Below are 23,484 nucleotides of genomic sequence, written 5' to 3'. Positions count from 1 at the left end.
GCATAAATTAATATTTAAACAAGTAAAAGAAAGGAAGTCCCCTTTTTTTTGTTGTAAAAAGTTTATCTTTGTCTCTCGTTATAACCCTAAAAAGATATAAAGATCATGTTTACCATACAAAAAGCGACAACCAATGATATTCAGTTGATTAACGAGATGGCTCAGATTGTATTTCCGGCCACCTACCAGGAAATTCTTTCAAAAGAACAATTGGATTACATGATGGACTGGATGTACTCTCCGAAAAATCTGCGTAAACAAATAGAAGAAGAAGGGCACATCTATTACATAGCTTACAAAGATGGAGAAGCTGCCGGATATGTTTCCATACAGCCCGAAGGAGAACATTTATTTCATCTGCAGAAAATCTATGTACTTCCTCGTTTTCAAGGTTGCCGGTTGGGCAAAGCACTATTTGAGCAGGCCGTCAAAGCAATTAAAGAAATCCATCCCGGACCTTGCGAAATGCACTTGAATGTAAACCGTAACAATAAGGCTTTACAATTCTACCAACATTTAGGAATGGAAAAAGTTGCAGAAGGAGATTTCTATATAGGCAACGGATATTATATGAACGATTATATCATGGGACTGAAAATCTAACCCTATCTTACAAAAACAAAATGGACGAATATCGTATCAACGGATTGACCATAAAAGAAAATTTGCTGCAACTGGCAGAAAATGGAAATAAAAAGTTCACCGAATCGCTGCATCCGGGAATAGAAAATGTATTGGGTATCCGCATCCCTGCCCTAAGGCGGTTAGGAGCACAAATTGCCAAAGATGACTGGGAGAGTTATCTACAGACTGCGGATACTTATTATATGGAAGAACGTATGTTGCAAGGTATGGTAATAAGCAATCTGAAAATGAAAGACATAGAAGCATATCTTTCACTGGTTGCCCGGTTTGTTACCATCATCAACAGTTGGTCTGTTTGTGACACTTTTGACTTTTACGGCAAACAACGGTTTGTTGACAAGAACAAGAAAAGGGTCTGGCTATTTTTGGAAAACTGGATGAAATCCGACAAAGAATATGAGATACGTTTCGGAGTAGTAATGGCAATGGCTCATTATATTGACGAAGAGTATATAAACAACGTATTGCAATGGATGGACCGGATCAGTCACGAAGGATATTATGTGAAGATGGCTGTAGCATGGGCTTTATCCGTATGTTATGTCAAATTTCCTCAAAAGACGGTGAACTATCTGAAGGAAAATCATTTAGATGACTTTACCTACAATAAAGCGCTACAAAAAATCATAGAATCTTATCGGGTAAGCACGGAGGACAAAGAAATCATCCGCAGCATGAAAAGAAAAAACAAATAATGTTCATTATTTACCGCAAAGAGGATTTGAATCCTTCCGAAAGAAATTCACCATTCATATTCGGAAAGATTCAAACTGCTCCAGCAGCTATTAATAATTGGGAAAAGTTATTCCTCCCAAACCAAATAAGCTGAAACCAGCCAATGATTCAATTTATTGCCATCCACCTGTTGTGCCTCAGGGATACTTACCTTAAAAGAATGTTTACCGGCCGGCAAGTCACCAATAACAGCCTCCTCAGGCATCACATCGCTACCCGGACACCAATTGGAACGGGATAAATCTGAAGAAGCCAAAGGTTCTTCAATCTCTTTTGTCGTATAACCCTTATCACCTATATATGCGGCAACTCGTGGTATCAGCCATACTCCCGTAGCTGGGTTAAAACGGCGGAAAGAAGCACAGTCGTCACGCCAAGGAATGAAATTCAACACCTCCTTGCCATCAACAGACACAATGTTTCGTTTCTCCACAAACTCATCTCCGCCACTATGCCCCCCGTGACCTGTAACAATATACTTCAAACGAACATTCTTGGCAGCTTTCGACATATCAAAATCCATCACCACATCTTTGCGTGAGAAAATATCCGGATAAGTCTGTCCGATATAATACACCGTATTCATCAAAGGCTTCACACGGCGCTCCGGCATCACGTCGCAAGTGATCTTACTCTCCTTCACGTCCAATTCCATGCTGGCCACATACCCCTCGGCAGTCCATGTATCAATATAAATTCCCACGTATGCCTCTCTCTCCAATGCCGGATAAAGATCGGTAATATCCTGCACCCAAGTCACACTCTTTTCCCATTTCGGGATATATACAGGACGTCTCTTGCTGCTCAAAGAATCATTATCCGAACTATAATACCCCACACCGAACGGGGTCATAAAACGCATCAGTTCAAGGGTAGGCACATAATCCTTACCCGGAACAATACCAATCATTTTTTCATATTTGGCACTGTCTACCGCAGGAAACGCCCTCTTGCCTTCGGCTATATTCATCAGATTGATCACCGATTCTTTGGGAAGCACAAAACAAGAGCCAGATTTATCCCAACGGTCACCATTGGAAGCTACAGTTACTTTCAGGGTAACATCCACATCTCTTTTGTAATCGGGCAAGGTTATTTTCTTTAAAATAATACGCCCGTTTACCAGACGGATCACTCCGTCAGCATTGGCAGGAGTATAATTAGGAAAAGAGTCGGGACGAAAACAAACAGGGGTCTTGTCGAATACTTGAATATGAGTATTTCCCAATGCCGGTAATTCTTTGTGATTTGCGGCATCGGCCGGCATCATAAAAGTTGCCGCCACAGCCAGTGGAGCAATAAAGGTCAGCAGGTTCATTCTTTTTAATTATAGGTTAGTAATCAAGGGTATATAAATTAATTTCACAAAAAAACTACACGGATTTACACAAATCTTCCGATCTGTATAAATCCATGTAATCTACAATAAAAAGGGGTTATTGATGCTGTTCACGCAACAAATCATTCACAGTCTTCACCGGATTAAAGGTACTCAACGGCACTTCAACGAAAACAGTGTTCCAGTCACTCATCGCACCATTCCACAAGCCCGGAAGTTCCAATGCTTTCAGTTCTCTACCGTTCTTTGATTTATAAGAGATAAAACCTGTAGCCTTATCCACATACTTCACCAAGTCGAATTTGTTTCCTTTATAATCTCGTACCGCACACACCAAATCCACCGGATTAAAGTGAGTACCTTTCTCGAACATCTCTTTCTTGGCCGGATCATTCATGTCAATCTGAGAACTTTCCAAAATTTGCAGTGAAACAGTACCATCCGCATTATAAGCCAGGAACGGGCCGCCTCCCGGTTCACCCACATTCTTCACCATACCGCATACACGCATCGGACGGTTTAACTTCTTACGCAGATAAATAACCAAATCGGCATCTTCCAGATCCTTGATATCCGGTTTGCGGCAACATAAAGTCTGCTGTAAGAAACGAATGATCTCTTCCAGCTGCGCATGTGTATATTTACCGCCATCCAGCAATTCCAAATATTCAAATACCTGCTTCTGCAGAGTAACCAGTACCCCCGCAATCAGCTTTTTATACGTAACAGTATCCTCTTTCAAGCGATCGGGCACCACATTATCTATATTCTTGATAAAGATAACATCGGCATCCAGGTCATTCAGATTCTCAATCAGCGCGCCATGCCCTCCCGGACGGAACAACAGTTTGCCTTTATCGCGGAAAGGTTTGTTCTCCATATCGGCAGCAACCGTATCCGTACTCGGTTTCTGTTCAGAAAATGACACATCATATTCTACTCCATACTTCTTTGCATAAACGGCAACCTTCTCTTCCACCAGCTTTGTGAACAATTCACGATGTTCCGTAGAAACGGTGAAATGCACATTCACTTTTCCGGTTCTGCCTGCCGCATACAACGCGCCTTCCACCAAATGTTCTTCCAGCGGCGTACGCACACCATCCGCATACCGATGGAATTTCAACAACCCCTTCGGTAATGCCCCATAGTTCAAGCCGGCAGCTTCCAGCAGATTGGCTACTATAGGTTTATAATCCTTCCCGGCCATCAAAGCATCAATATTCTTTCCTGTATTATCCATACAAGCCGCATTCAAGTCATTGTAGAATGCGAAGCTATGAATATGGTCGAAAAATTTCTTTTCGAAATCTGTCTTCGGAGTATTGTAATCAGCCCCCAGGAATTCGAACAAATTCTTGAACATGCGGCTGGCAGCACCAGAGGCGGGTACAAACTTCACGATGGTTTTCTCACCTTCCTTATATGTATCCCATGCTTCCAAATAATTTTTCATTTCAATTTCGGCGGGAGCCATGATTCCCTTTTCAACAGAAGCGGCCGCATCCAGCTTCAAAAATGGGAAACCCTTTTCAAAGCAAGCCAGTTGTTCTGCAATCTGCTGCTCGGAAATTCCTTTTTTCACTAATAAGTCTTTGTCTTCAGGTGTTAACATAAGTACATGATTTTATATGGTTTAAATAAATTGTTACCTTATTCTTTCACTATTAATTGCCCAAAAATACAAAAAAATGCGAGAACACTACCTAATAAATAAAGAAAAAAACTACCTTTACCCTCGAAAAGATTTCACGTGTTATGGAAGAAAAAGCATTTTTCACAGCCAAAGAGCGTGAGCAACTGTTCGCCCTCTATAAACGATTGCTGCAATTATCCGGCGACACCTTGCAGAAGGGTGATTGCCATAAGTTAAAAATACACCTCATAAAAGCAGTTGCCGAAGGTAACCTGCCACGAAATTGTTTCGGGATGAATCCTATCATCAAAGATATGCAGACCGCCGTCATCGTGGCCGAAGAAATTGGGATGAAACGGGCTTCCATCCTGGGGATCATGCTGCACGAATCGGTAAAGAACCATTTATGCACCTTAGCATCTGTACAACAGGAATATGGAGAGGATGTAGCGGGGATCATACGCGGTCTTGTGAAAATCAATGAGCTATACTCCAAAAGCCCTACCATAGAATCGGAAAATTTCCGCAACCTGCTACTCTCTTTTGCCGAAGACATGCGTGTTATTCTGATCATCATTGCAGACCGCGTGAACCTGATGAGACAGATAAAGGAGACTCCCAATATAGAAGCACGCACCCAAGTAGCCAACGAAGCTGCCTATCTGTACGCACCGCTGGCACATAAGCTGGGGCTATACAAACTGAAATCGGAACTGGAAGACCTTTCCTTGAAATATACCGAACACGACGTATATTATCATATAAAGGACAAACTGAACGAAACGAAAGCCTCCCGTGACAAATACATAGCCGCCTTTATCGAACCGATACAGCACAAGCTGGAAGAAGCAGGATTAAAGTTCCACATGAAAGGGCGTACCAAGTCCATCCATTCCATCTATCAGAAAATGAAGAAACAGAAATGTCCCTTCGAAGGAGTATATGACTTGTTTGCCATCCGAATCATTCTGGACTCTCCCGTCGACAAGGAAAAACAAGAATGCTGGCAGGTATATTCCATTGTGACCGATATGTATATGCCCAATCCCAAACGTCTGCGCGACTGGCTCTCCGTACCCAAAAGTAACGGATACGAATCCTTACACACCACTGTAATGGGGCCTGAAGGCAAATGGGTGGAAGTACAGATACGCACCGAACGCATGGACGAGATAGCAGAACGTGGTCTGGCAGCCCACTGGCGTTACAAAGGCGTAAAAGGAGAAAGCGGTTTAGATGAATGGCTGACCTCCATCCGGGAAACACTGGAGAACGCCGACAGTGACCTGGAAGTGATGGACCAGTTCAAACTGGAATTATACGAAGACGAAGTATTCGTATTCACCCCCAAAGGTGACTTGTACAAGATGCCGAAAGGAGCGACCGTACTGGACTTTGCCTTCGCCATCCATAGCAAACTGGGTTCCAAGTGTATCGGAGCAAAGGTGAACGGAAAGAACGCACAATTAAAGCAAACGCTGAACAGCGGCGACCAAGTAGAAGTCATGACTTCAAACACCCAGACACCCAAACGCGACTGGCTGAACATCGTCACCACTTCGAAGGCAAGAACCAAAATACGCCAGGCCATCAAAGAGATAGAAGCCCGCCAGACAGAGTTCGCCAAAGAGACCATAGAACGTAAATTCAAGAACCGCAAGCTGGAATACGACGAAGCAGTGATGATGCGCCTGATAAAAAAGCTGGGATACAAAACCGTAACCGAGTTCTACCAGGACATAGCCAACGAGACAAGAGATGCGAACGACATCATCGAAAAATACCTGGAACTGAAGAAAAAGGAAACGGAAAACCGGGAAGATATTGTCTATCGCAGCGCCGAGAATTTCAGCATGCAGACAGCACAGGATGACAAGACCTTCAAAGAGGACGTGCTGGTCATTGATCAGAATTTGAAAGGACTGGACTTCAAATTAGCCAAATGCTGTAACCCTATCTATGGCGATGATGTATTCGGGTTTGTAACCATCAGCGGAGGAATCAAAATACACCGTACCGACTGCCCTAACGCACGAGAATTGCAATCACGTTTTGCCTACCGTATCGTAAAGGCGCGTTGGGCTGGAAAAAGCCACGGCAAACAATACCCCATCACGCTGCGCATCGTCGGTCATGATGATATAGGAATTGTGACAAATATCACCTCCATTATCAATAAGGAAAACGATATCCTGCTCCGTTCCATCAGCATCGACTCGCACGACGGGCTGTTCAGCGGCATGATGACCGTAATGGTAGATGACACTTCAAAGCTGGAATCATTAGTAAAAAAGATAAAGACAGTAAAAGGAGTAAAACAGGTAAACAGAGGATAAACCCATCCCAAGCTTAAAAAAAATGAATGAACTGCATAAACGACTAAAAAGCTTTACATACGCCTGGAAAGGCGTATGTAGTTTTTTAAGTAAGGAACACAATGCCTGGATACATTGCACAGCCATCATCGCCGTAACCATTGCAGGCATCCGGTTGGAAATAACACGCACCGAATGGCTTGTCATCCTCCTGTGCTTTGCAATGGTACTGGCTGCCGAAGCATTCAACACAGCCATAGAACGCCTGGTAAACCTGGTATCCCCGGACTACCATCCTGTGGCCGGAGACGTAAAGGACATAGCAGCAGGAGCCGTACTGATTTGCGCCATATTTGCCGCCATCATAGGGTTGATAATCTTTGTCCCTTATTTTTAAAGGTGTTAATTTACCATTTATTTCACTAACAGTTAAAGACCTTTTATAAAAAAAACAGTAATTTAGCCCCGATAATTTTTAAACAGTGGAACTAATGAAGAAAATTTTGCTTTCAACATTATTGTTGATTATAGGGTTAACCACATACGCAGCCGTATGGCAATCTCAAGGAGAAGCAGAAATAACCTTTGAGAAAACAACACATAATTTCGGTTCATTTCCCGAGTCAAGCCCGAAAGTTACCTGTGTTTTCAAATTCAAAAATTCGGGAGATGGTCCCCTAGTCATCCATCAAGCGATTGCATCTTGCGGATGTACTGTTCCCCAATATCCTAAAGAGCCCATCAAACCGGGTGAAAGCGGACAGATAACAGTGACTTATAATGGAGCCGGCAAATTTCCGGGACATTTCAAGAAATCAATCACTATCCGCACAAACGGGAAAAATGAGATGACACGTCTTTATATAGAAGGTGACATGACCCCGAAAGGCACAGCTGCCGAATAGAATTCTCACATCATAAGAGAGAGGATGTATCAAAACAAAAGAAGATTCGAGTTTGATACATCCTCTTTTTATATCCGGAAAACACTGCCCCGCCTGCCTGTATGCAAGTAAAAACAAAAAAATAAGAAAAAAAGAACATTTTTCCCCAATAATAAGCCACTCTTATTCTGATTAAAATAACGTACTTTGCAGCAAATTTAAGAGAACAATGACAAACAAGCTATTATTCTTTGTCCTACTGGCCCTCTGTTTCAGTGGCTGTGACATGCTGGAAACCCATCCATACGATGTACATATTACAGGAGAAAGAGAACTGAACAACAAAAACATCCAGTTGATAGAAAACAAAATGCAAGGCAAAAAAACAATCCGCTTTGCCATGATCAGTGATACCCAACGATGGTACAACTCTACCGAGGATGTTGTAAAAGCCCTCAATGCCCGTGGTGACATAGACTTTGTCATTCACGGAGGAGACCAGTCCGACTTCGGTGTCACAAAAGAATTCATATGGATGCGGGACATATTTAACAAATTCCAGATGCCCTACGTATGCCTTTTAGGCAATCACGACTGTCTGGGTACAGGTGAAGACGCATACAGGGCCATTTATGGAGATCCCAACTTCGCCTTCACAGCCGGAAATGTACGCTTTATCTGCCTCAATACCAATGCGATGGAATATGATTATTCGGAACCGGTTCCCGATTTCAACTTTATAGAAAATGAACTGAACAACCTGTCGCCTGAAATAGAAAAAACGGTATTCGCAATGCACGTAAAACCTTTTGAATTTGTATTCAACAACAATGTAGCAAAAATCTTCCAACTATACGTCAACCAGTTCCCCAAAGTCCAGTTCTGTCTTTACGGCCATGAACACAAATTCGCAGTAGATGATCTATTCAACGACGGAGTTCTGTATTTCCAATGCCCCTGCATAGACAAACGCATCTACTTATTATTCACCATTAAAGAAGATGGAACCTACGATTATGAAACAGTTGAATTTTAAAAAGATATTTCTGAACCTATTGTGGCCACTATTGCCTTTTACGGCACAAGCCCAAGAAAATAATACACTTTACTCCATCTTATCCAAAGACAGCATACTTGTCCCCTCTCCTTCCGTTCAAAACCAAGAGGAAGATATTGTAACCCAAATGCCAAACCGGCACCATAAATACGACAAGCGCGTACACCGTTACAGGCGTGCGTGGGAAGCTTTGATCCCCACCCACACCAAATTACAGTACGCCGGTGGAATGGGCCTGTTATCCTGGGGCATAGGCTGGGATTATGGAAAAAGAGGCCAATGGGAAACCGATCTTCTTTTGGGCTTCATCCCCCGCTACTCATCCAAACATTTCAAGATGACCATGACCTTGAAACAGAATTATATCCCGTGGAGTATCTGGCTGGGCAAAGACTTCTCGCTGGAACCGCTGACTACCGGAATCTATTTCAACACCGTATTCAGCGATGATTTCTGGACAAGCGAACCCGAGCGCTATCCCCGTGGATACTACGGATTTTCCACCCGTATCCGCACCCATATCTTTCTGGGACAACGCGTCCGTTTCGACGTGCCCGAAAAGTACCGGAAGTTCTCTAAAAGTATCACCGCATTCTACGAAATCAGCACATGCGATTTATACGTTGTCAGTGCGTTCAACAACAGTTATTTGAAACCCGATGACTATCTGAGACTATCATTTGGATTGAAATTTCAGATATTCTAATCAAATCATGAGGATGTTTCTCTATTTTTTCACTATTTTTGGGCATTTATTATGATAAATTTCAAAAATAATAACATAGAGAAACATGAAACAAGAAGAAGAAAAATCGGTTGGATTGCCCGATAACGCGTTCCGACCTCTGAAACCGGGGGAACAATATCACCCCATCATGTCACCAAACAAAAAATATCCCGAAGTAAACCTATGGTCTGTGCTATGGGGTATCGCCATGGCGGTATTATTCTCGGCGGCCGCAGCTTACCTGGGATTAAAAGTGGGACAGGTTTTTGAAGCCGCCATCCCTATCGCCATCATCGCCGTAGGTGTATCGGGAGCCGCCAAGCGTAAAAACGCGTTAGGTGAGAATGTCATCATCCAATCCATCGGTGCCTGTTCGGGAGTCATAGTGGCAGGAGCCATCTTCACATTGCCCGCCCTTTATATATTGCAGGACAAATACCCCGAAATGACAGTCAACTTCTTTCAGATGTTTGTCAGCTCACTGCTGGGAGGTATTCTGGGAATCCTGTTCCTCATCCCCTTCCGTAAATATTTCGTCAGCGACAAACATGGCGAATATCCCTTCCCCGAAGCCACTGCCAGTACGCAAGTGCTTGTTTCCGGCGAGAAAGGCGGAAGCCAGGCAAAGCCATTGCTTTTTGCAGGGCTAATAGGAGGTCTGTATGATTTCATTGTAGCCACATTCGGCTGGTGGAATGAAAACTTCACCACCCGCGTATGCGGCTGGGGTGAGATGGTTGCCGAAAAAGCCAAACTGGTGATGAAAATAAACACCGGTGCGGCAGTATTAGGCTTAGGCTATATTGTCGGCTTGAAATACGCGGCTATCATTTGTGCCGGTTCATTAGTGGTATGGCTGGTTATTGTTCCGGGTATGGCCCTGTTGTTCGGCGATCAAGTGCTGAATGCATGGAATCCGGCCTTGACACAAACCATTAGCGAAATGTCACCCGAACTTATATTCAAGGAATATGCCAAAAGTATCGGTATCGGTGGTATCGCCATGGCCGGTGTGATCGGTATCGTGCGCTCATGGGGCATTATAAAGAGTGCTGTGGGACTGGCCGCCAAAGAGATGGGCGGCAAGAAGGTGGAAGCAAACGTCATCCGCACGCAAAAAGACCTTTCCATGAAAGTGATCGCCTTCGGTTCCATCTTCACCATCCTGCTGATCTTACTGTTCTTCTTTTTTGATGTGATGCATGGAAATGTATTACACAGCATTGTAGCCATCCTGCTCGTAGCCGGCATTGCATTCCTGTTCACCACCGTAGCCGCCAACGCTATCGCCATAGTCGGCACTAACCCAGTATCGGGAATGACACTGATGACACTGATACTTGCCTCGGTAGTAATGGTTGCCGTTGGACTAAAAGGCGCTACCGGCATGGTTGCCGCACTGGTTATGGGTGGTGTGGTTTGTACGGCACTCTCTATGGCAGGCGGGTTCATCACAGACTTGAAAATAGGTTACTGGCTGGGCAGTACTCCTGCCAAACAGGAAACATGGAAATTCCTCGGCACACTGGTATCGGCAGCAACTGTGGGCGGCGTCATCATGATCCTGAACAAGACCTACGGCTTCTCCACCGGCGCATTGGCAGCTCCGCAGGCCAACGCGATGGCAGCCGTAATAGACCCGTTGATGAACGGTGTAGGCGCTCCCTGGCTGCTTTACGGAATAGGCGCCGTACTGGCATTGGTGCTGACCTACTTCAAAGTACCCGCACTGGCTTTTGCGCTGGGTATGTTCATTCCACTGGAATTGAACCTGCCGTTGCTGGTAGGCGGAGCGGTGAACTGGTATGTCACTACCCGCAGCAAAGACGAGGCGGTGAACGCCGAACGTGGCGAGAAGGGAACTTTGCTGGCATCCGGATTCATAGCCGGAGGCGCATTGATGGGGGTTGTCAGTGCCGCCATGCGCTTTGGCGGTATCAATCTGGTCAATGAAGAATGGCTGAGCAACCCGTTGAGCGAAGTACTGTCAATAGTCGCCTATATCCTCCTGATCATATGGCTGGTTAAAGCCAGTATGCATATCAAGAAAAAATAACCCTTTTTCAAATACCGTGAAAATAAAAGCTATATGAAACGAATCTTACTAATGAGTTTACTTGCAATCTCTACCGCATTGTCTGCCCAGAAACCTGTAGAGTTGGAATTATGGCCCGATGGCGTCCCCAACTCCAACGGCATCACCACCCCCGAGCAGAAATTAGAGAACAACCGGATTTCCAATGTCAGCGAGCCTACCCTTACCGTTTATCCGGCAGCCAAACCGAACGGACTGGCCGTCGTGGCTTGTCCCGGAGGGGGATACATACGCCTGGCAATGAATCACGAAGGGCACGATATGGCAGACTGGTTCAACGCACAAGGCATCACATACGCCGTATTGAAATACCGTATGCCAAACGGACACCATGATGTACCGTTGAGCGACGCCCATCAGGCTATCCGGCTGATGAGAGAACACGCCAACGAATGGCATATTCAAAAAGTGGGTATCATGGGGGCCTCTGCAGGCGGACATCTGGCCAGTACGGCAGCCACCCACTATACAGCCGGAACGCGTCCGGATTTTCAGATCCTGTTTTATCCCGTCATAAGCATGGATCTGTCCAACTGCCATAAGGGCTCACGTGACAATCTTTTAGGAAAAAGCCCGTCAGAAGAGCTAGTGAGACTTTACTCCAATGAACTGCAAGTAACAGGCGACACTCCTCCCGCCTTCATCATGCATAGCAGCGATGACGGAGCTGTACCCGTCAGCAACAGCGTGAGCTATTACCTGGCGCTGGTAAAGAATAAAGTCCCTGCTTCCCTCCACACCTATCCTATCGGCGGCCACGGCTGGGGCTTCCGCGACAGCTTTACCTATAAGCGCCAATGGACGGGAGAATTAGAAAAATGGCTGAGAGAAATACTGTAAAAAAGCAAGGAGGCGTGTCAAAACAAAAATGACTGCTCCTAAAAGTTACAGATAGTAATTATAACACTTAAAAGGGTCGTATCAAGCTCTGTATGGAGTAATGATACGACCCTTTCTTTAGTCTTTTAGGATGCTCAATTTTCAGATTATAAGTTCATATTTCCAAAAACTGAATTGGGACACACCCACTTTCTATTTCCAATAAACACCTGCATCTTTATCTGCAAAAGACAAAAAAACAGGCATTCGTTTCTCTTATCGCTTATTTTCTTGCGCCAAGCTGAATATCCAAGTGATACAAAGCCACATCACCACCCAGCTTGATCTTGTCCAAAATACCTTGAACGGTAGCTTCCTCTTCCACCTGCTCGCGTACAAATCCCCACAAGAAATCCTGAGAAGCCTTGTCCTTTTCAGCAGAAGCAACATCTACCAGTTTGTCAATCAATTCGGAAACATGGCATTCATGCTTGTATACATGCTCGAACACATCCAGCGGAGAGGCCCATTCCTGAGGAACAGCATCCACAGCCCCCACCTTGGCTTGTCCGCCACGTTTCATCACATATTGCGCCAACATATCAGCGTGATCATTCTCCTCATGAGCCTGCGCTTTCATCCATGAAGCAAAACCTTCATAGCCTTTCGCAGCGAAAAAATAAGACATGGAAAGATAAAGATTGGCCGACCACATTTCGGCTACAATCTGAGCATTAATTGCGTCTTGTAATTTTTGTGAAATCATAATTCTTTTATTTTTAGTTAAATTGTAACTGTTGCAAATATATAATTTTTCTAGCGATTAACACTATGTCTGTCCACCTTTTTATAAAAATTATATTTTATCTCATCCAAATCTTTGCGGTTCAAAAGAAAAGTCTTACCTTTGCACCCGCTAATACGGGTTATTAGCATTAATTCAAATCATTAATTATAAAAACATTATTTAGAAATGGCAACTAAAATCAGATTGCAAAGAAACGGACGCAAAAGCTATGCGTTTTATTCAATCGTTATCGCAGACGTAAGAGCTCCACGTGATGGTAAATTTACTGAAAAAATTGGTACTTATAACCCTAATACCAATCCTGCCACAGTAGATTTGAATTTTGAACGCGCACTTCATTGGGTAATGTGCGGTGCACAGCCTACTGATACAGTACGTAACATCCTGTCAAAAGAAGGTGTTTACATGAAAAAGCACTTGCTGGGGGGTGTTGCCAAAGGCGCATTCACAGAAGCAGAAGCTGAAGCTAAATTCGAAGCTTGGAAAAACAACAAACAATCCGGTCTGGCTACTTTGAAGGCTAAACTGGACGAAGCAAAGAAAGCTGAAGAAAAAGCTCGTTTGGAAGCTGAAAAGAAAGTAAATGAAGAAATTGCCAAGAAAGTAGCTGAAAAGAAAGCTGCTGAAGCTGCTGCCAAGGCTGAAGCAGAAGCCGCTAACGCTCCTGCTGAAGAAGCACCTGCTGCTGAAACTACTGAAGCTCCTGCTGAAGCATAACTCATTTTACTTCAAAAAGAACAGCTCCTCTGATTATATCAGAGGAGTTTTTTTATGCTCTTATCCGAAGAATCAAAGGGAGTTTATCTCATCTTCCGAAAGTCCGGTAACTTTTGCGATTTCAGCTATGGAAAGCCCGGCATTCTTTAAATTTCCTGCAATAGTTTGGGCTTTCATCCATTCACCTTTCGCAATGCCTTCCTCCATCCCTCTCGCAATGCCTTTCTGAATAGCTGTATCAATCACATTGTTCCAATCTCTATATACTTTCAAACTCTCCTCATAGGCATAAAGGTTCTCTTTTGAGAACTGAGCAATTTCGGCAGCCTCAAACAGCCGGTTGAACACACGTTCCTGAAGGGCAGTGGGGCGTTCCATCAAACGGGCCAGATTCTTGAGCACAAACATCCATTTATCAAACAACGTATCCAACTCCTGCTCGGTTTTATGGAATTTGGGCATTTCCAGATACACAAAAGTCAGTTTGTCAAAAAACACTTCATGAGTAGTTGTATCCATCAGCTTCACTTCATGGCGGAAGCTGGAAGACGAAACATCATCCAAGGCAAAATTCAAAATACCGATCACATACACCGCTTTCAGTTCATAGTCCCAGATTTCCCCTTTAATAGCCTGTTCCCTGATAGGATAGGTAGCATAGTAAATACTCCGGTCCTTGAAAAACTGTTGCTCCCCTCTCTGCATTTCTATCAGAATCTTTTCTCCTTTTTCATTTTCACAATAGACATCAAAGACAGCCCGGCGGTCAGTCTCTTTGCTGCCCAGATGCTCTGTGTTCAAGTAGGTGACATCCTCAATGACCTGCTTGCCGTCGAACAAGGCATTCAGGAAGCCAATAAGAATTTCTTTGTTCAAGTCGGTTCCAAACAATAATTTGAATGCAAAGTCCGTATAGGGATTTACATATCTTTCACGCAATCCTTCACTACACATAAGCGTTTGATATTTAAAGTTGTTTTAACTCTGTTGAAAGCAGTTCAATACAAAGGAACGAAAAAAAAGCGGATTTCAAGAAAGTTATCTGCTAATAAATTGTTAATGTTCCAATATGTCACTCACCTCTATAGGGGGAAAGCGTTTATACAAAGACGGAAATAACTGTATAAAGAGTTTCGTAATAAAAAAGAAAAAGGGCTGTTCCGCCGGTCAACTCCTTATGTTTTTAACTTACAGTCTGTAAATATTCAAAGAAATATCATTCAACAGATTTAAGATCATTACTTTTCTACCCCCCAAAATGAGTTCACATTCTCTACTTATAAACTGTAAGCAACAATAAAGAAACGTGTCCAAAAACTAGAATGACTGCTCCGAAAAGTTACAGATAGTAACTATAACACTTAAAAGGGTCGTATCAAACTCTGTATGGAGTAATGATACGACCCTTTCTTTAGTCTTTTAGGATGCTCAAATTTCAGATTATAAGTTCATATTTTCAAAAACTGAGTTTTTGACACCCACTTTATTTATCTTCAAGTTTAAAACCTTATTTTGTTACTTCAGGTTCACCTTGCAGTTCAAATTTAGCATTTCCTAAACCTTTGAAAGTATAAGTATAAGTAAATGTTTCAAGCCCATTATACACTTTTGCAGAAATGACATAGAAACAATCAACCCCACTTACTTGCGCGCCGGCTGTAGGATACTCTGTTGCCAAGATCAGTTCAATACCCTCCTGAACCATAGACAACAAATAAGTCTCAGCCTCTTTATCATCTGCCGGAACCACCCCGTCGGGGTCATTCGAACGGCGTTTAGCCAACTGGATATTGAAGTTTACATAATAAGAGCTGCCACCGAACCAGTATTCCGAGTTTCCATATTTGGCATCCATATACCCGGCATCCTTATTCGCTTTCACCCAATTTTCCAAAATCAAATAATCTTCGGAAGCCAATGATTTCGTTACCGTCGGATCAAACAACCACTCGGTTCCATTATGTACAAAATTCACTTTTTCTTTCAGTTCAATATTGTTATTCAGAACCCATGTACCCTCCTTGAACAAATACTCGTCCACCTCCATCGTCGTTACCTTATTATAATATTTGTACATGACGGCTTTTGAATCCCCTTCCTGGGCATATGGAAATTTCTGAGCCAGGAACTGGGGCAGATAATTCTCCGGAGCATCCGAAGTGCTGAAGTTATCATGACTGCCCGGGCTTCCCATAGCGTCATAATCGGCAGGAGTCACTACAACCAATCTGCTATCTTCTTTAACCTTCCAATCCGTTCCGTCAAACTGATACAATGCATTATAAGGCTTTTCATTCGTCGGAGCCAATACAGCCGATGAAATACTTACATTATCGAGCTGAACAGTCGTGGTTTTCGCCTTGGGCCCCTCGCCTACATAGCGGAACGCAACATAAACGCTTTTGCCATTGTATGCCTCCAGACCGGCTTTCCCTACATTCACAAAATTATCATTGTAACCGTTGGCAGGTCCTTCAGGGAAAGTAAACTGGTCTTTCACGCTAGTCCACTGTGCCATATCAATCGAACCATTTCCCGCATATGTATCGGAAACCAATACATCCAGACAATCCGCATTATAGTATCCGAACTTTATGTCGAAAGACAGTCCGGCATCTTTGCTCGTCACTGCTACTGCCGGAGAAACAAGCCAAGTATCCACCTCACCCTCAAAGCCATTGGCCGAGAATTGTGCGTAACCATTACTACTATAGTTTTTTCCCTGCCATTTTCTATCGCCTTTCAGAGTCACCTGCTCCCAGCCTTCCAACACGATATCCTCATTGGCCGTAACCGACTCAAAGTCCTGAGAGTACAAGTCCTCCCCTGTAAATTCAGGATCAACATCGTCATATTTGTAATCTACCAGCACAAGATCACCTTTTGCCGCATCCTTATACTGACCGGCCAGCCACTCGGGCAATACGGTAGCCGGAGCATGTGCCGGAGCCAGGAACTTCACGGGAGAGCCTTCGCCCCACAGGGCCTCATAATCCTTATCACCCAAAGAAGTATTAGTTACTGTCCTATACTCCAGTACGTAATCGGAAGGAGTATTCTGATAGTTATAGGTCACTCCTACCGAAGAGCCTTTCCCCCATGAAGGCAACATCTTCGCGATGATGGAAGGAACATACTTCTCGGCCGATGCAAACTCGTTCAAAGCCTTATCCGTCTTGACGGCATTCGCCAATGCTTTTTCAGCATCCGAAGTGGCAGCCTTCGCCGCCGCAGAGCTGATCGTTTCGTAATCGGCATCAGTCAGTACATATTCCGCCATCGTCTGGGTGTTCGTTGTACCTTCCGCATCGATTTCATTATAAATATCGTCCATGGGATCACATGCCGCAGCAAAGAATCCCAACAGAGACCATGCAATTAAATTATATTTTAACTTCATATTTATTGACTATTTTAGAGATTAAAAGATTACTTTAAAACCGGCAGACCATGTAGTACCGAAGCCGTAATATACCAATGCAGTTTTCCAGTCATGGTTCGTACCGTCCTTGGCATCGGCTATATATTCCGTATTAGTCAAATTATATACATTACTGTATACGATGGCACGGATATCTTTGGTGATATTGAAACGATAGTTCATACCCAAATCAATCGTACCATAATCCGGCAACTTCCAGGAGTCAATACCGGCGTCTGCTTCATTCACCCGGTTCTGAGGATCGAAGTCTGCATAGTTCTTGCCGAAGAAGTTGTAGTCGGCCGAGATTTTAAATCCTTTGAACGGTTCCCAAGAGGCGCTCAATGCGGAAGTGAGCTGTGCGGAGTTACCCACATGGACATCTTTCAGATAAGCGTCGTATGTTCCGATAGGATTATTCGCTTCATCATACATAGTGAAATGAATATCATCTTTCCATTTCCAATCGCCTAAAGAGAACATACCTTTCAATTCAAAGGACTTGACAGGACGGTAAGTCGCTTCCAGTTCCACACCCATGTGGACTGCGTCCAATCCTGTAAGGTTGGCATATTCCTGACCGATCTTACGGCGCAAGGACTTATCCATCCATTGAGTGTAATAACCATTCAATGCAATATTGACCTGTTCCGTGCTAAATCCATAACCCAATTCGAACGTAGTAATCTTTTCGTAGGGTACATCCTTTTCGGGAGCTGCCGTATTGCTTGCAAAGACAGAGTTGAAGAAAGGCGCGCGGGTAAAATATCCTGCATTGACAAATACATTGTGGTTGTCATTGAACTTATAGTTAAAACCACCCTTCACGCTCCAAGGCAGAAAATTCTGAAGGCTGGACACTCTGTCCAGTTTATCCGCACCCGTGGCAGAGTATCTTGAATCCGTACCACCACGGTCATCGTATCTATAAGCCTCTTCGGTCAATGATGCCGACAGGAATCCCGACCACTTATCGGTATTATATTCAGCCTGTGCAAAAACACCGCCCCAGAATATCTCTCCAATGCTATAGTAATTGAACTTGTCACCCACTTTCAGCAGCTGGTTCTTGGTTTGGAATGCCAGCGGCGAGGTCTGCAGATAGAACTCACCACCCAGCAAATCATCAATTTCCTCTGTATGATACCCTTTATAGTAACGTAAGTCAATACCTCCCGTAAGAGTCAGGTTCTCAGTCAGATGATTCTTATAGGAACTCAGCATGCCATACCAGTCATGGTCATTGACAGCATTGGTAAAGATCACCTGCGACCCGTTCTGAGAAGCCGCATTGGCAGCCATAGCACGCTCGTAATCAAACAATCCGTCCGGAGTCATCATCGCACCGTCTTTAGGGCGGCCGGTGTTGTTATCAATAGTCAGCCAATTGCTCATCGCACCACGGGCACGGCGTCCTCCACCTGTAGCCATAGAGCCATATAGAGAAGTGGTCAGTGTCGATTTCTCGTCGATAGTCCAGTAATGGTTCAAAGAAACCTGAGGTTTATGGTAATAGTTGTATCCGTATCCCCCACCTATCAATTCACCGTTGATGTAACCGTATCCATTATTGAAGCGTCCGCCATCGGGGCTGTTCTTGTAATCCTCGATATAGTGCATGGTGGAACGTTGGTTATGCCACTGGGGAGCTCCGAAAGCTGTCAATGACAATTTATGATGATCGTTGATTACCTTCGAGATATTTCCAAAATAAGTCCATCCTTCATAATTGGTACCTTTCACGTAACCATCTCCCGTATTCAGCGACCCCATGAATGTAATAGCCCATCCGTTGTCCATCAATCCGGTAGAGAAAGAAACCGAATACTTGCGGAAACCGTCGTTACCGATACCGAAATAAGCTGATCCGCCTTTCTGGGCTTCGGTACTTTTAGTAACCATATTCATGGTTCCTCCCACAGAAGAAATACCTAAAGCTGACGCACCCAAACCACGCTGTACCTGGATAAACTGGCTCACATCAGACAAACCGGACCAGTTAGACCAATAAACCTTACCGTTTTCCATGCCGTTGATGGGCACACCATTGATCAGCACGCCCAGGTTGGACGAATCAAAACCACGCATATTGATACGGGAATCACCATAACCACCGCTTTCACGGGTTACATACACCGAAGGAACTGATTTCAGCAATTCGGGGAATTCCAGATTACCTATTTTCTCCTCTATCTTGGCCAGTTTCACGTTAGAAATAGGAATAGGGGTCTGACGGTCACTCTTTATAATAGAGGCAATAACACTGACCTCACCCAAACCAATAGCATCAGGAGACATCTTGACCTCACCCAAGTCTATCGTATTGCTTCCTTTTACTTGATGCGTAATTTCGTTGTACCCCAAGTACTTGAATATAAGAGTAGCCTTGGAAGAGGTAAGTTTCAACACAAAGTTACCGTCCATATCCGTTACAGTACCCAGTGTCGTACCGCTGACCGATACAGTGGCACCAATCAATGGCTCATTGTTCTCGGCATCTACTACTTTACCTTTTACTGTTCCTTGCGCAACAGCCGTAGCAGTGAAACAGATTGTCAGAACTGCCAACAGGAGGAAATGCTTTAGATGATTTCTCATAATTTTGTCTTTGATTTAAATTAATTAGTTAGTATTTCATTCCCAATAGGAAAGACAAAGATAAAACTTTAATTCATATAAATTGCATTTATATTAGACTATTTAAACGAAAAGGGTACTTTTTAGGCGGAATATGACAATTATGTTAAGAAAGGGACAAAAAGCCGCCTCAGGAGAGGGGAAAACTGCCCGGAAGTTCCAGAGCAACTGCCACATGATTACTGTAGGGGGCAAATGGGCCGTGACCGGCCGGTCCGGACAAATCAGGCCCGCCCCCTACAGCAAGACAACAGGTCATTTTCATTCAGACTCTCTCACTTCCCCAATGACAGAGCAAAAAGAAAACGAAAAAAACAGCCTTACAGGATATCCTTATGCTGCTTCATCCTCTCCCTCAGCGCCTCCAGCTTCTCGGCCTGTTTCTTCAGCTCGTACGCCTTTTCCTCGGCTGCCTCTTTCCGCTTCCAGTTATTGATATAGGCATCCACTCCCTCCTGCACTACGCGGCGGAACACCTCCTCGCCCTTCGCTTTCAGCAGATGGTCGGCAAAATGAATATAATAACTCACTTTCAAATCCACCCCCTTTTTAGGGAGGCGTAAGTATCCGGCCCCACATGCTCATCTCCGAGAACACGCACCTTCGTTATCTTCAACCGATTCATCAATAACTCTAAAAACTCTCCCAATTTGGGGAAACTGCACTCTGCATTAGACATTTTAAATTTGTTTTAAGTTGTAAAATATTAAATAAACCTCTTTTTTTTCACGTTACTTCACAATGGGACTGAAAGAAGAAAAAGCAGGATGCCTTTACAAGAGGTTACGGGCACGTTTCCACGATGCAACCCATTAACACGGCCCGTGCATAAGCTACTGATTGCCAATGCCGGAATCTTTATAAAAACGGTATTCCCCACGATAAAAAGTCTTTTGTCATACTACCTTTCCGGCCTCTCGCAGCCGTTACACCTTCCATCCCGTCATTTAATCCGTTCTTCCTACCTTCGGGAAGAAATTCAGAGGACGCAAAAAAAATGCGGATGCAAAATTAATACTTTTTTAATAAAACGAATCATGAATCAAGAACGTAAACTATCTTTTTTCCTTCCCCCCATCTCGCCGGTGAAGGACGCTAACGGGAAAAACGTGACGCCTACCACGCTCGTCCCTCACAAGGAACTGACCTTGGAGGAAGTATGGAACATAGTCACCGGCAGCCCGCGGCTGAAGAAACTGACCGAAGCCGCAGCCGCCGCATACGGTGACGAGAAGGAGTACCGCAGGCTGAAACAGAGCACCCTGCCATACGTCACCCCCTGCGGAACTTTCAGCTACCGCCGGAGCGACCGGCTGCTGGCTCCTTCGGGATTGAGCATACTGGATCTGGATCATCTGGACAGCCGCGAGGAGGCCGAAAGGATGCGCCGGCAGTTGTTCGACGACCCTTTCCTGCTGCCCGAACTGGTGTTCGTAAGCCCCGGAGGACACGGCGTGAAGGCTTTCGTGCCCTACGATCTCGGCCGGACAAGCGACGTGAAACAGAATGCGGCCGAGAACATCTACTGGCTGATGGAGTACGCCCGCCTGAGGTATGGCGACTGCTCGGACAAAGACAAGGGCAAAGGAGTGGACTACTCGGGCAAAGACCTGGTGCGGGCCTGCTTCCTGTCGCATGACGAAAGGGCCTTGATGAGAGTCAAGACGCCCATGGGCTAATGTGCCAATCCCCATGCGGAACAGAGCGCGGCCAACGGGCATAGCAGCACACGGGCCAACGGGCCGCTTATTCAGAATCATTCAGAAACGAGGTATTCTTATACCGAAACCAAATTAACATAAAAAGGAATATGAATCATTACAAAAACAATCTTTTGGAAGAACTGCACCGCCTGACGGAGGCGGTACAGGCATCACACGCGGACATCGCGCCCACCTATCTGGAATACACCCAACTGGCATTTGCCATCGCCACGGACTGCGGCGAGGCGGGCCGTGCGGATTTCATGAGCCTGTGCAGCCTCTCGCCCAAGTATGACAGTGCGGCGGCGGAGAAACTGTTCAGCAACGCCCTGCACACCTGCAAGGGCGACATCCACCTGGGAAGCGTGTTCCACCTGGCGGAAATGTGCGGAGTGAGAGTCGCCCCCTCTCACAAAAACGCAGACGCAGACGCAGCAGACGCAGGTCCTTTTTTCTCACACACGTGCGCGCGATATAATAAGGTGGAGAATGAAGAAAAAGAAACAGGAAAAAAGAAGCACGAGGAAGAGGAAAAGGAAATGAAGGGAACGGAACCCCTCTCTCCCCTACCCTACTTTCCGCAAGATCACGACTGGCCCGAACCGCTGAAGAGCATCCTCTCCTTTGCCAAGACCCCGGCACAGCATGATGTGCTCCTGCTGGGAGCAATGACGGTGCTGGGCGCCTCACTGTCGCACATCGTACGCTGCAAGTACGGGGACAAATGGCAGTATCCCTGCCTGCAGACCTTCATCACGGGCCATGCCGCCGCAGGGAAGAGTGTACTGGTATGGGTACGCAAACTCATAGAGCCCATACACGAGGAAATACGCCGGCAGGTGGCGGAGAGCATGAAAGCTTACCGCAAGGAGCTAAGAGCCTACGAAGCGCTGGGGAAGGCACGCAAGGACAAGGAGCCGCCCGTGGCGCCGCCCAACCGCATGTTCATCATCCCCGGCAACAACACGGGCACGGGACTGCTGCAAAACCTGATAGACTCGGACGGAACGGGGATTATCTGCGAGAGCGAGGCGGACACCGTATCGACGGCCATAGGGACGGAATTCGGCAACTGGAGCGACACGCTGCGCAAGGCGTTCGACCACGACCGCCTGTCCTACAACCGCCGCACAGACCGGGAATACAAGGAAACCACCGCCTGTTACCTGTCCGTACTCCTCTCGGGCACGCCCGCACAGATAAAGCCGCTCATCTCCTCGCCGGAGAACGGACAGTTCTCGCGAAACATATTCTATTACATGCCCCGTGTAGGCGAATGGAAAGACCAGTTCGGCGAAGATGAACTGGACGTGGAAGCAGAGTTCATCCGGATGGGACACGAATGGAAGGCCAGCAGGGACGAGCTGAAGAAGAAAGGACTGTTCACCCTGAAATTCACCCAGCAGCAGAAAGATGAGTTCAACGGGCACTTCAGCGCCCTGTTCTACCGCTCTTCTCTAGTGACGGGCGAAGAGATGTCTGCTTCGGTGATGCGTATGGGGACCATCCTGTGCCGCATGATGTGTATCACGGCGCTGCTGCGCAGTCTGGAAATTCCCTCGCTGGCCGTACCGGATCCCACTATAAACCCCGAAAACCTGAAGGACGGTATCATCACCCGGCATAACCTGTCCATCACCGATGAGGACTTCCGTGCCGTGCTGGCTTTGTGCGAGCCCCTGTACCTTCATGCCACGCACATACTTTCGTTCCTGGACAAAAGTACGGAACTGAACAGCCGGGGAATAGCGGACCGTGAGATGCTGTATGCGGCCCTGCCGCAAGAATTCACCAAACAGATGGTGATGGAGCAAGCGGAGAAGCTGAATATCCCGGTCAACACCGCACGCAGCTGGATACAGCGCCTGAGGGAAAAAGGCGCGCTGAATATGGTGATGGTGAAAGGGAAAGGAGTCTACTCAAAAAAACAAAGGTAACAAAGAAAA

At 45.3% G+C, this 23,484-nt stretch carries 19 protein-coding genes; 12 read left to right on the top strand and 7 right to left on the bottom strand.

Going from position 1 to position 23,484, the window contains the following annotated elements:
- Nucleotides 1-105 precede the first annotated feature (105 nt).
- Both GKD17_RS08375 and GKD17_RS08370 read left to right on the top strand, forming a co-directional pair.
- Nucleotides 106-603 carry a GNAT family N-acetyltransferase gene (locus tag GKD17_RS08375; RefSeq protein ID WP_007838265.1) on the top strand — a complete coding sequence of 166 codons (498 nt, stop codon included), beginning with the start codon at nt 106-108 and terminating at the stop codon, nt 601-603.
- 20 nt (nt 604-623) lie between these two features.
- Complete coding sequence (locus GKD17_RS08370) at nt 624-1,340, top strand: DNA alkylation repair protein (protein WP_007838264.1); 717 nt, start codon at nt 624-626, stop codon at nt 1,338-1,340.
- A gap of 107 nt (nt 1,341-1,447) precedes the next feature.
- On the opposite strand, the gene GKD17_RS08365 is transcribed toward GKD17_RS08370, so the two are convergent.
- On the bottom strand, nt 1,448-2,698 hold the full coding sequence (locus GKD17_RS08365) for a PNGase F N-terminal domain-containing protein (protein WP_007838262.1): 1,251 nt from the start codon (nt 2,696-2,698) through the stop codon (nt 1,448-1,450).
- 118 nt (nt 2,699-2,816) lie between these two features.
- Complete coding sequence (locus GKD17_RS08360; protein ID WP_007838261.1) at nt 2,817-4,334, bottom strand: DUF4301 family protein; 1,518 nt, start codon at nt 4,332-4,334, stop codon at nt 2,817-2,819.
- Nucleotides 4,335-4,477: 143 nt separating this feature from the next.
- Here GKD17_RS08360 and GKD17_RS08355 point away from each other — a divergent pair, with 143 nt between their 5' ends.
- The 7 genes from GKD17_RS08355 (at nt 4,478) to GKD17_RS08325 (ending at nt 12,273) form a co-directional block, all read left to right on the top strand.
- Nucleotides 4,478-6,691 (top strand): RelA/SpoT family protein, encoded by a 2,214-nt coding sequence (locus tag GKD17_RS08355; RefSeq protein WP_005843316.1) that lies wholly within the window; start codon nt 4,478-4,480, stop codon nt 6,689-6,691.
- 22 nt (nt 6,692-6,713) lie between these two features.
- Complete coding sequence (locus GKD17_RS08350) at nt 6,714-7,067, top strand: diacylglycerol kinase family protein (RefSeq protein WP_007838259.1); 354 nt, start codon at nt 6,714-6,716, stop codon at nt 7,065-7,067.
- A gap of 94 nt (nt 7,068-7,161) precedes the next feature.
- Nucleotides 7,162-7,575, top strand: coding sequence for a DUF1573 domain-containing protein (locus GKD17_RS08345; protein ID WP_007838258.1), 414 nt, complete (start codon nt 7,162-7,164; stop codon nt 7,573-7,575).
- Nucleotides 7,576-7,783: 208 nt separating this feature from the next.
- Nucleotides 7,784-8,590 carry a metallophosphoesterase family protein gene (locus GKD17_RS08340; RefSeq protein ID WP_007838256.1) on the top strand — a complete coding sequence of 269 codons (807 nt, stop codon included), beginning with the start codon at nt 7,784-7,786 and terminating at the stop codon, nt 8,588-8,590.
- Nucleotides 8,556-9,317 carry a hypothetical protein gene (locus tag GKD17_RS08335; RefSeq protein ID WP_007843891.1) on the top strand — a complete coding sequence of 254 codons (762 nt, stop codon included), beginning with the start codon at nt 8,556-8,558 and terminating at the stop codon, nt 9,315-9,317. The genes GKD17_RS08340 and GKD17_RS08335 overlap by 35 nt, the downstream gene beginning before the upstream one ends.
- Nucleotides 9,318-9,402: 85 nt before the next feature.
- A complete protein-coding gene (locus tag GKD17_RS08330; protein WP_007838254.1) occupies nt 9,403-11,394 on the top strand; it encodes an OPT family oligopeptide transporter in 1,992 nt (663 codons plus the stop codon).
- 33 nt (nt 11,395-11,427) lie between these two features.
- On the top strand, nt 11,428-12,273 hold the full coding sequence (locus tag GKD17_RS08325) for an alpha/beta hydrolase (RefSeq protein ID WP_007838253.1): 846 nt from the start codon (nt 11,428-11,430) through the stop codon (nt 12,271-12,273).
- 262 nt (nt 12,274-12,535) lie between these two features.
- Here the strand turns inward: GKD17_RS08325 and GKD17_RS08320 are convergent, their stop codons facing one another.
- Entirely contained in the window at nt 12,536-13,018 is a 483-nt protein-coding gene (locus tag GKD17_RS08320; RefSeq protein WP_007838252.1) for a ferritin, read from the bottom strand.
- A gap of 207 nt (nt 13,019-13,225) precedes the next feature.
- Here GKD17_RS08320 and GKD17_RS08315 point away from each other — a divergent pair, with 207 nt between their 5' ends.
- Nucleotides 13,226-13,777 carry a 30S ribosomal protein S16 gene (locus GKD17_RS08315; protein WP_007838250.1) on the top strand — a complete coding sequence of 184 codons (552 nt, stop codon included), beginning with the start codon at nt 13,226-13,228 and terminating at the stop codon, nt 13,775-13,777.
- A 72-nt stretch (nt 13,778-13,849) separates the two neighbouring features.
- On the opposite strand, the gene GKD17_RS08310 is transcribed toward GKD17_RS08315, so the two are convergent.
- From GKD17_RS08310 to GKD17_RS08295, 4 genes are all read right to left on the bottom strand, one after another.
- Nucleotides 13,850-14,731, bottom strand: a complete 882-nt coding sequence (locus GKD17_RS08310; RefSeq protein WP_007838249.1) for an Rpn family recombination-promoting nuclease/putative transposase — start codon at nt 14,729-14,731, stop codon at nt 13,850-13,852.
- Nucleotides 14,732-15,284: 553 nt separating this feature from the next.
- On the bottom strand, nt 15,285-17,177 hold the full coding sequence (locus tag GKD17_RS08305) for a choice-of-anchor J domain-containing protein (RefSeq protein WP_007838245.1): 1,893 nt from the start codon (nt 17,175-17,177) through the stop codon (nt 15,285-15,287).
- Between the two features lie 21 nt (nt 17,178-17,198).
- Nucleotides 17,199-19,796: a TonB-dependent receptor gene (locus GKD17_RS08300; protein WP_007838243.1), complete on the bottom strand. Its 2,598-nt coding sequence runs from the start codon at nt 19,794-19,796 to the stop codon at nt 17,199-17,201.
- A 359-nt stretch (nt 19,797-20,155) separates the two neighbouring features.
- A complete protein-coding gene (locus GKD17_RS08295) occupies nt 20,156-20,365 on the bottom strand; it encodes a hypothetical protein (RefSeq protein WP_227216268.1) in 210 nt (69 codons plus the stop codon).
- 507 nt (nt 20,366-20,872) lie between these two features.
- On the opposite strand from GKD17_RS08295, the gene GKD17_RS08290 reads away from it, so the two are divergent.
- Nucleotides 20,873-21,514: a BT4734/BF3469 family protein gene (locus tag GKD17_RS08290; RefSeq protein WP_032936537.1), complete on the top strand. Its 642-nt coding sequence runs from the start codon at nt 20,873-20,875 to the stop codon at nt 21,512-21,514.
- 131 nt (nt 21,515-21,645) lie between these two features.
- Nucleotides 21,646-23,475, top strand: coding sequence for a YfjI family protein (locus tag GKD17_RS08285; RefSeq protein ID WP_007838236.1), 1,830 nt, complete (start codon nt 21,646-21,648; stop codon nt 23,473-23,475).
- Nucleotides 23,476-23,484: the final 9 nt, after the last annotated feature.

The sequence above is a fragment of the Phocaeicola dorei genome (genome assembly GCF_013009555.1).
GTDB lineage: Bacteria > Bacteroidota > Bacteroidia > Bacteroidales > Bacteroidaceae > Phocaeicola > Phocaeicola dorei.
This window is presented reverse-complemented; position numbering and strand designations above follow the sequence as displayed.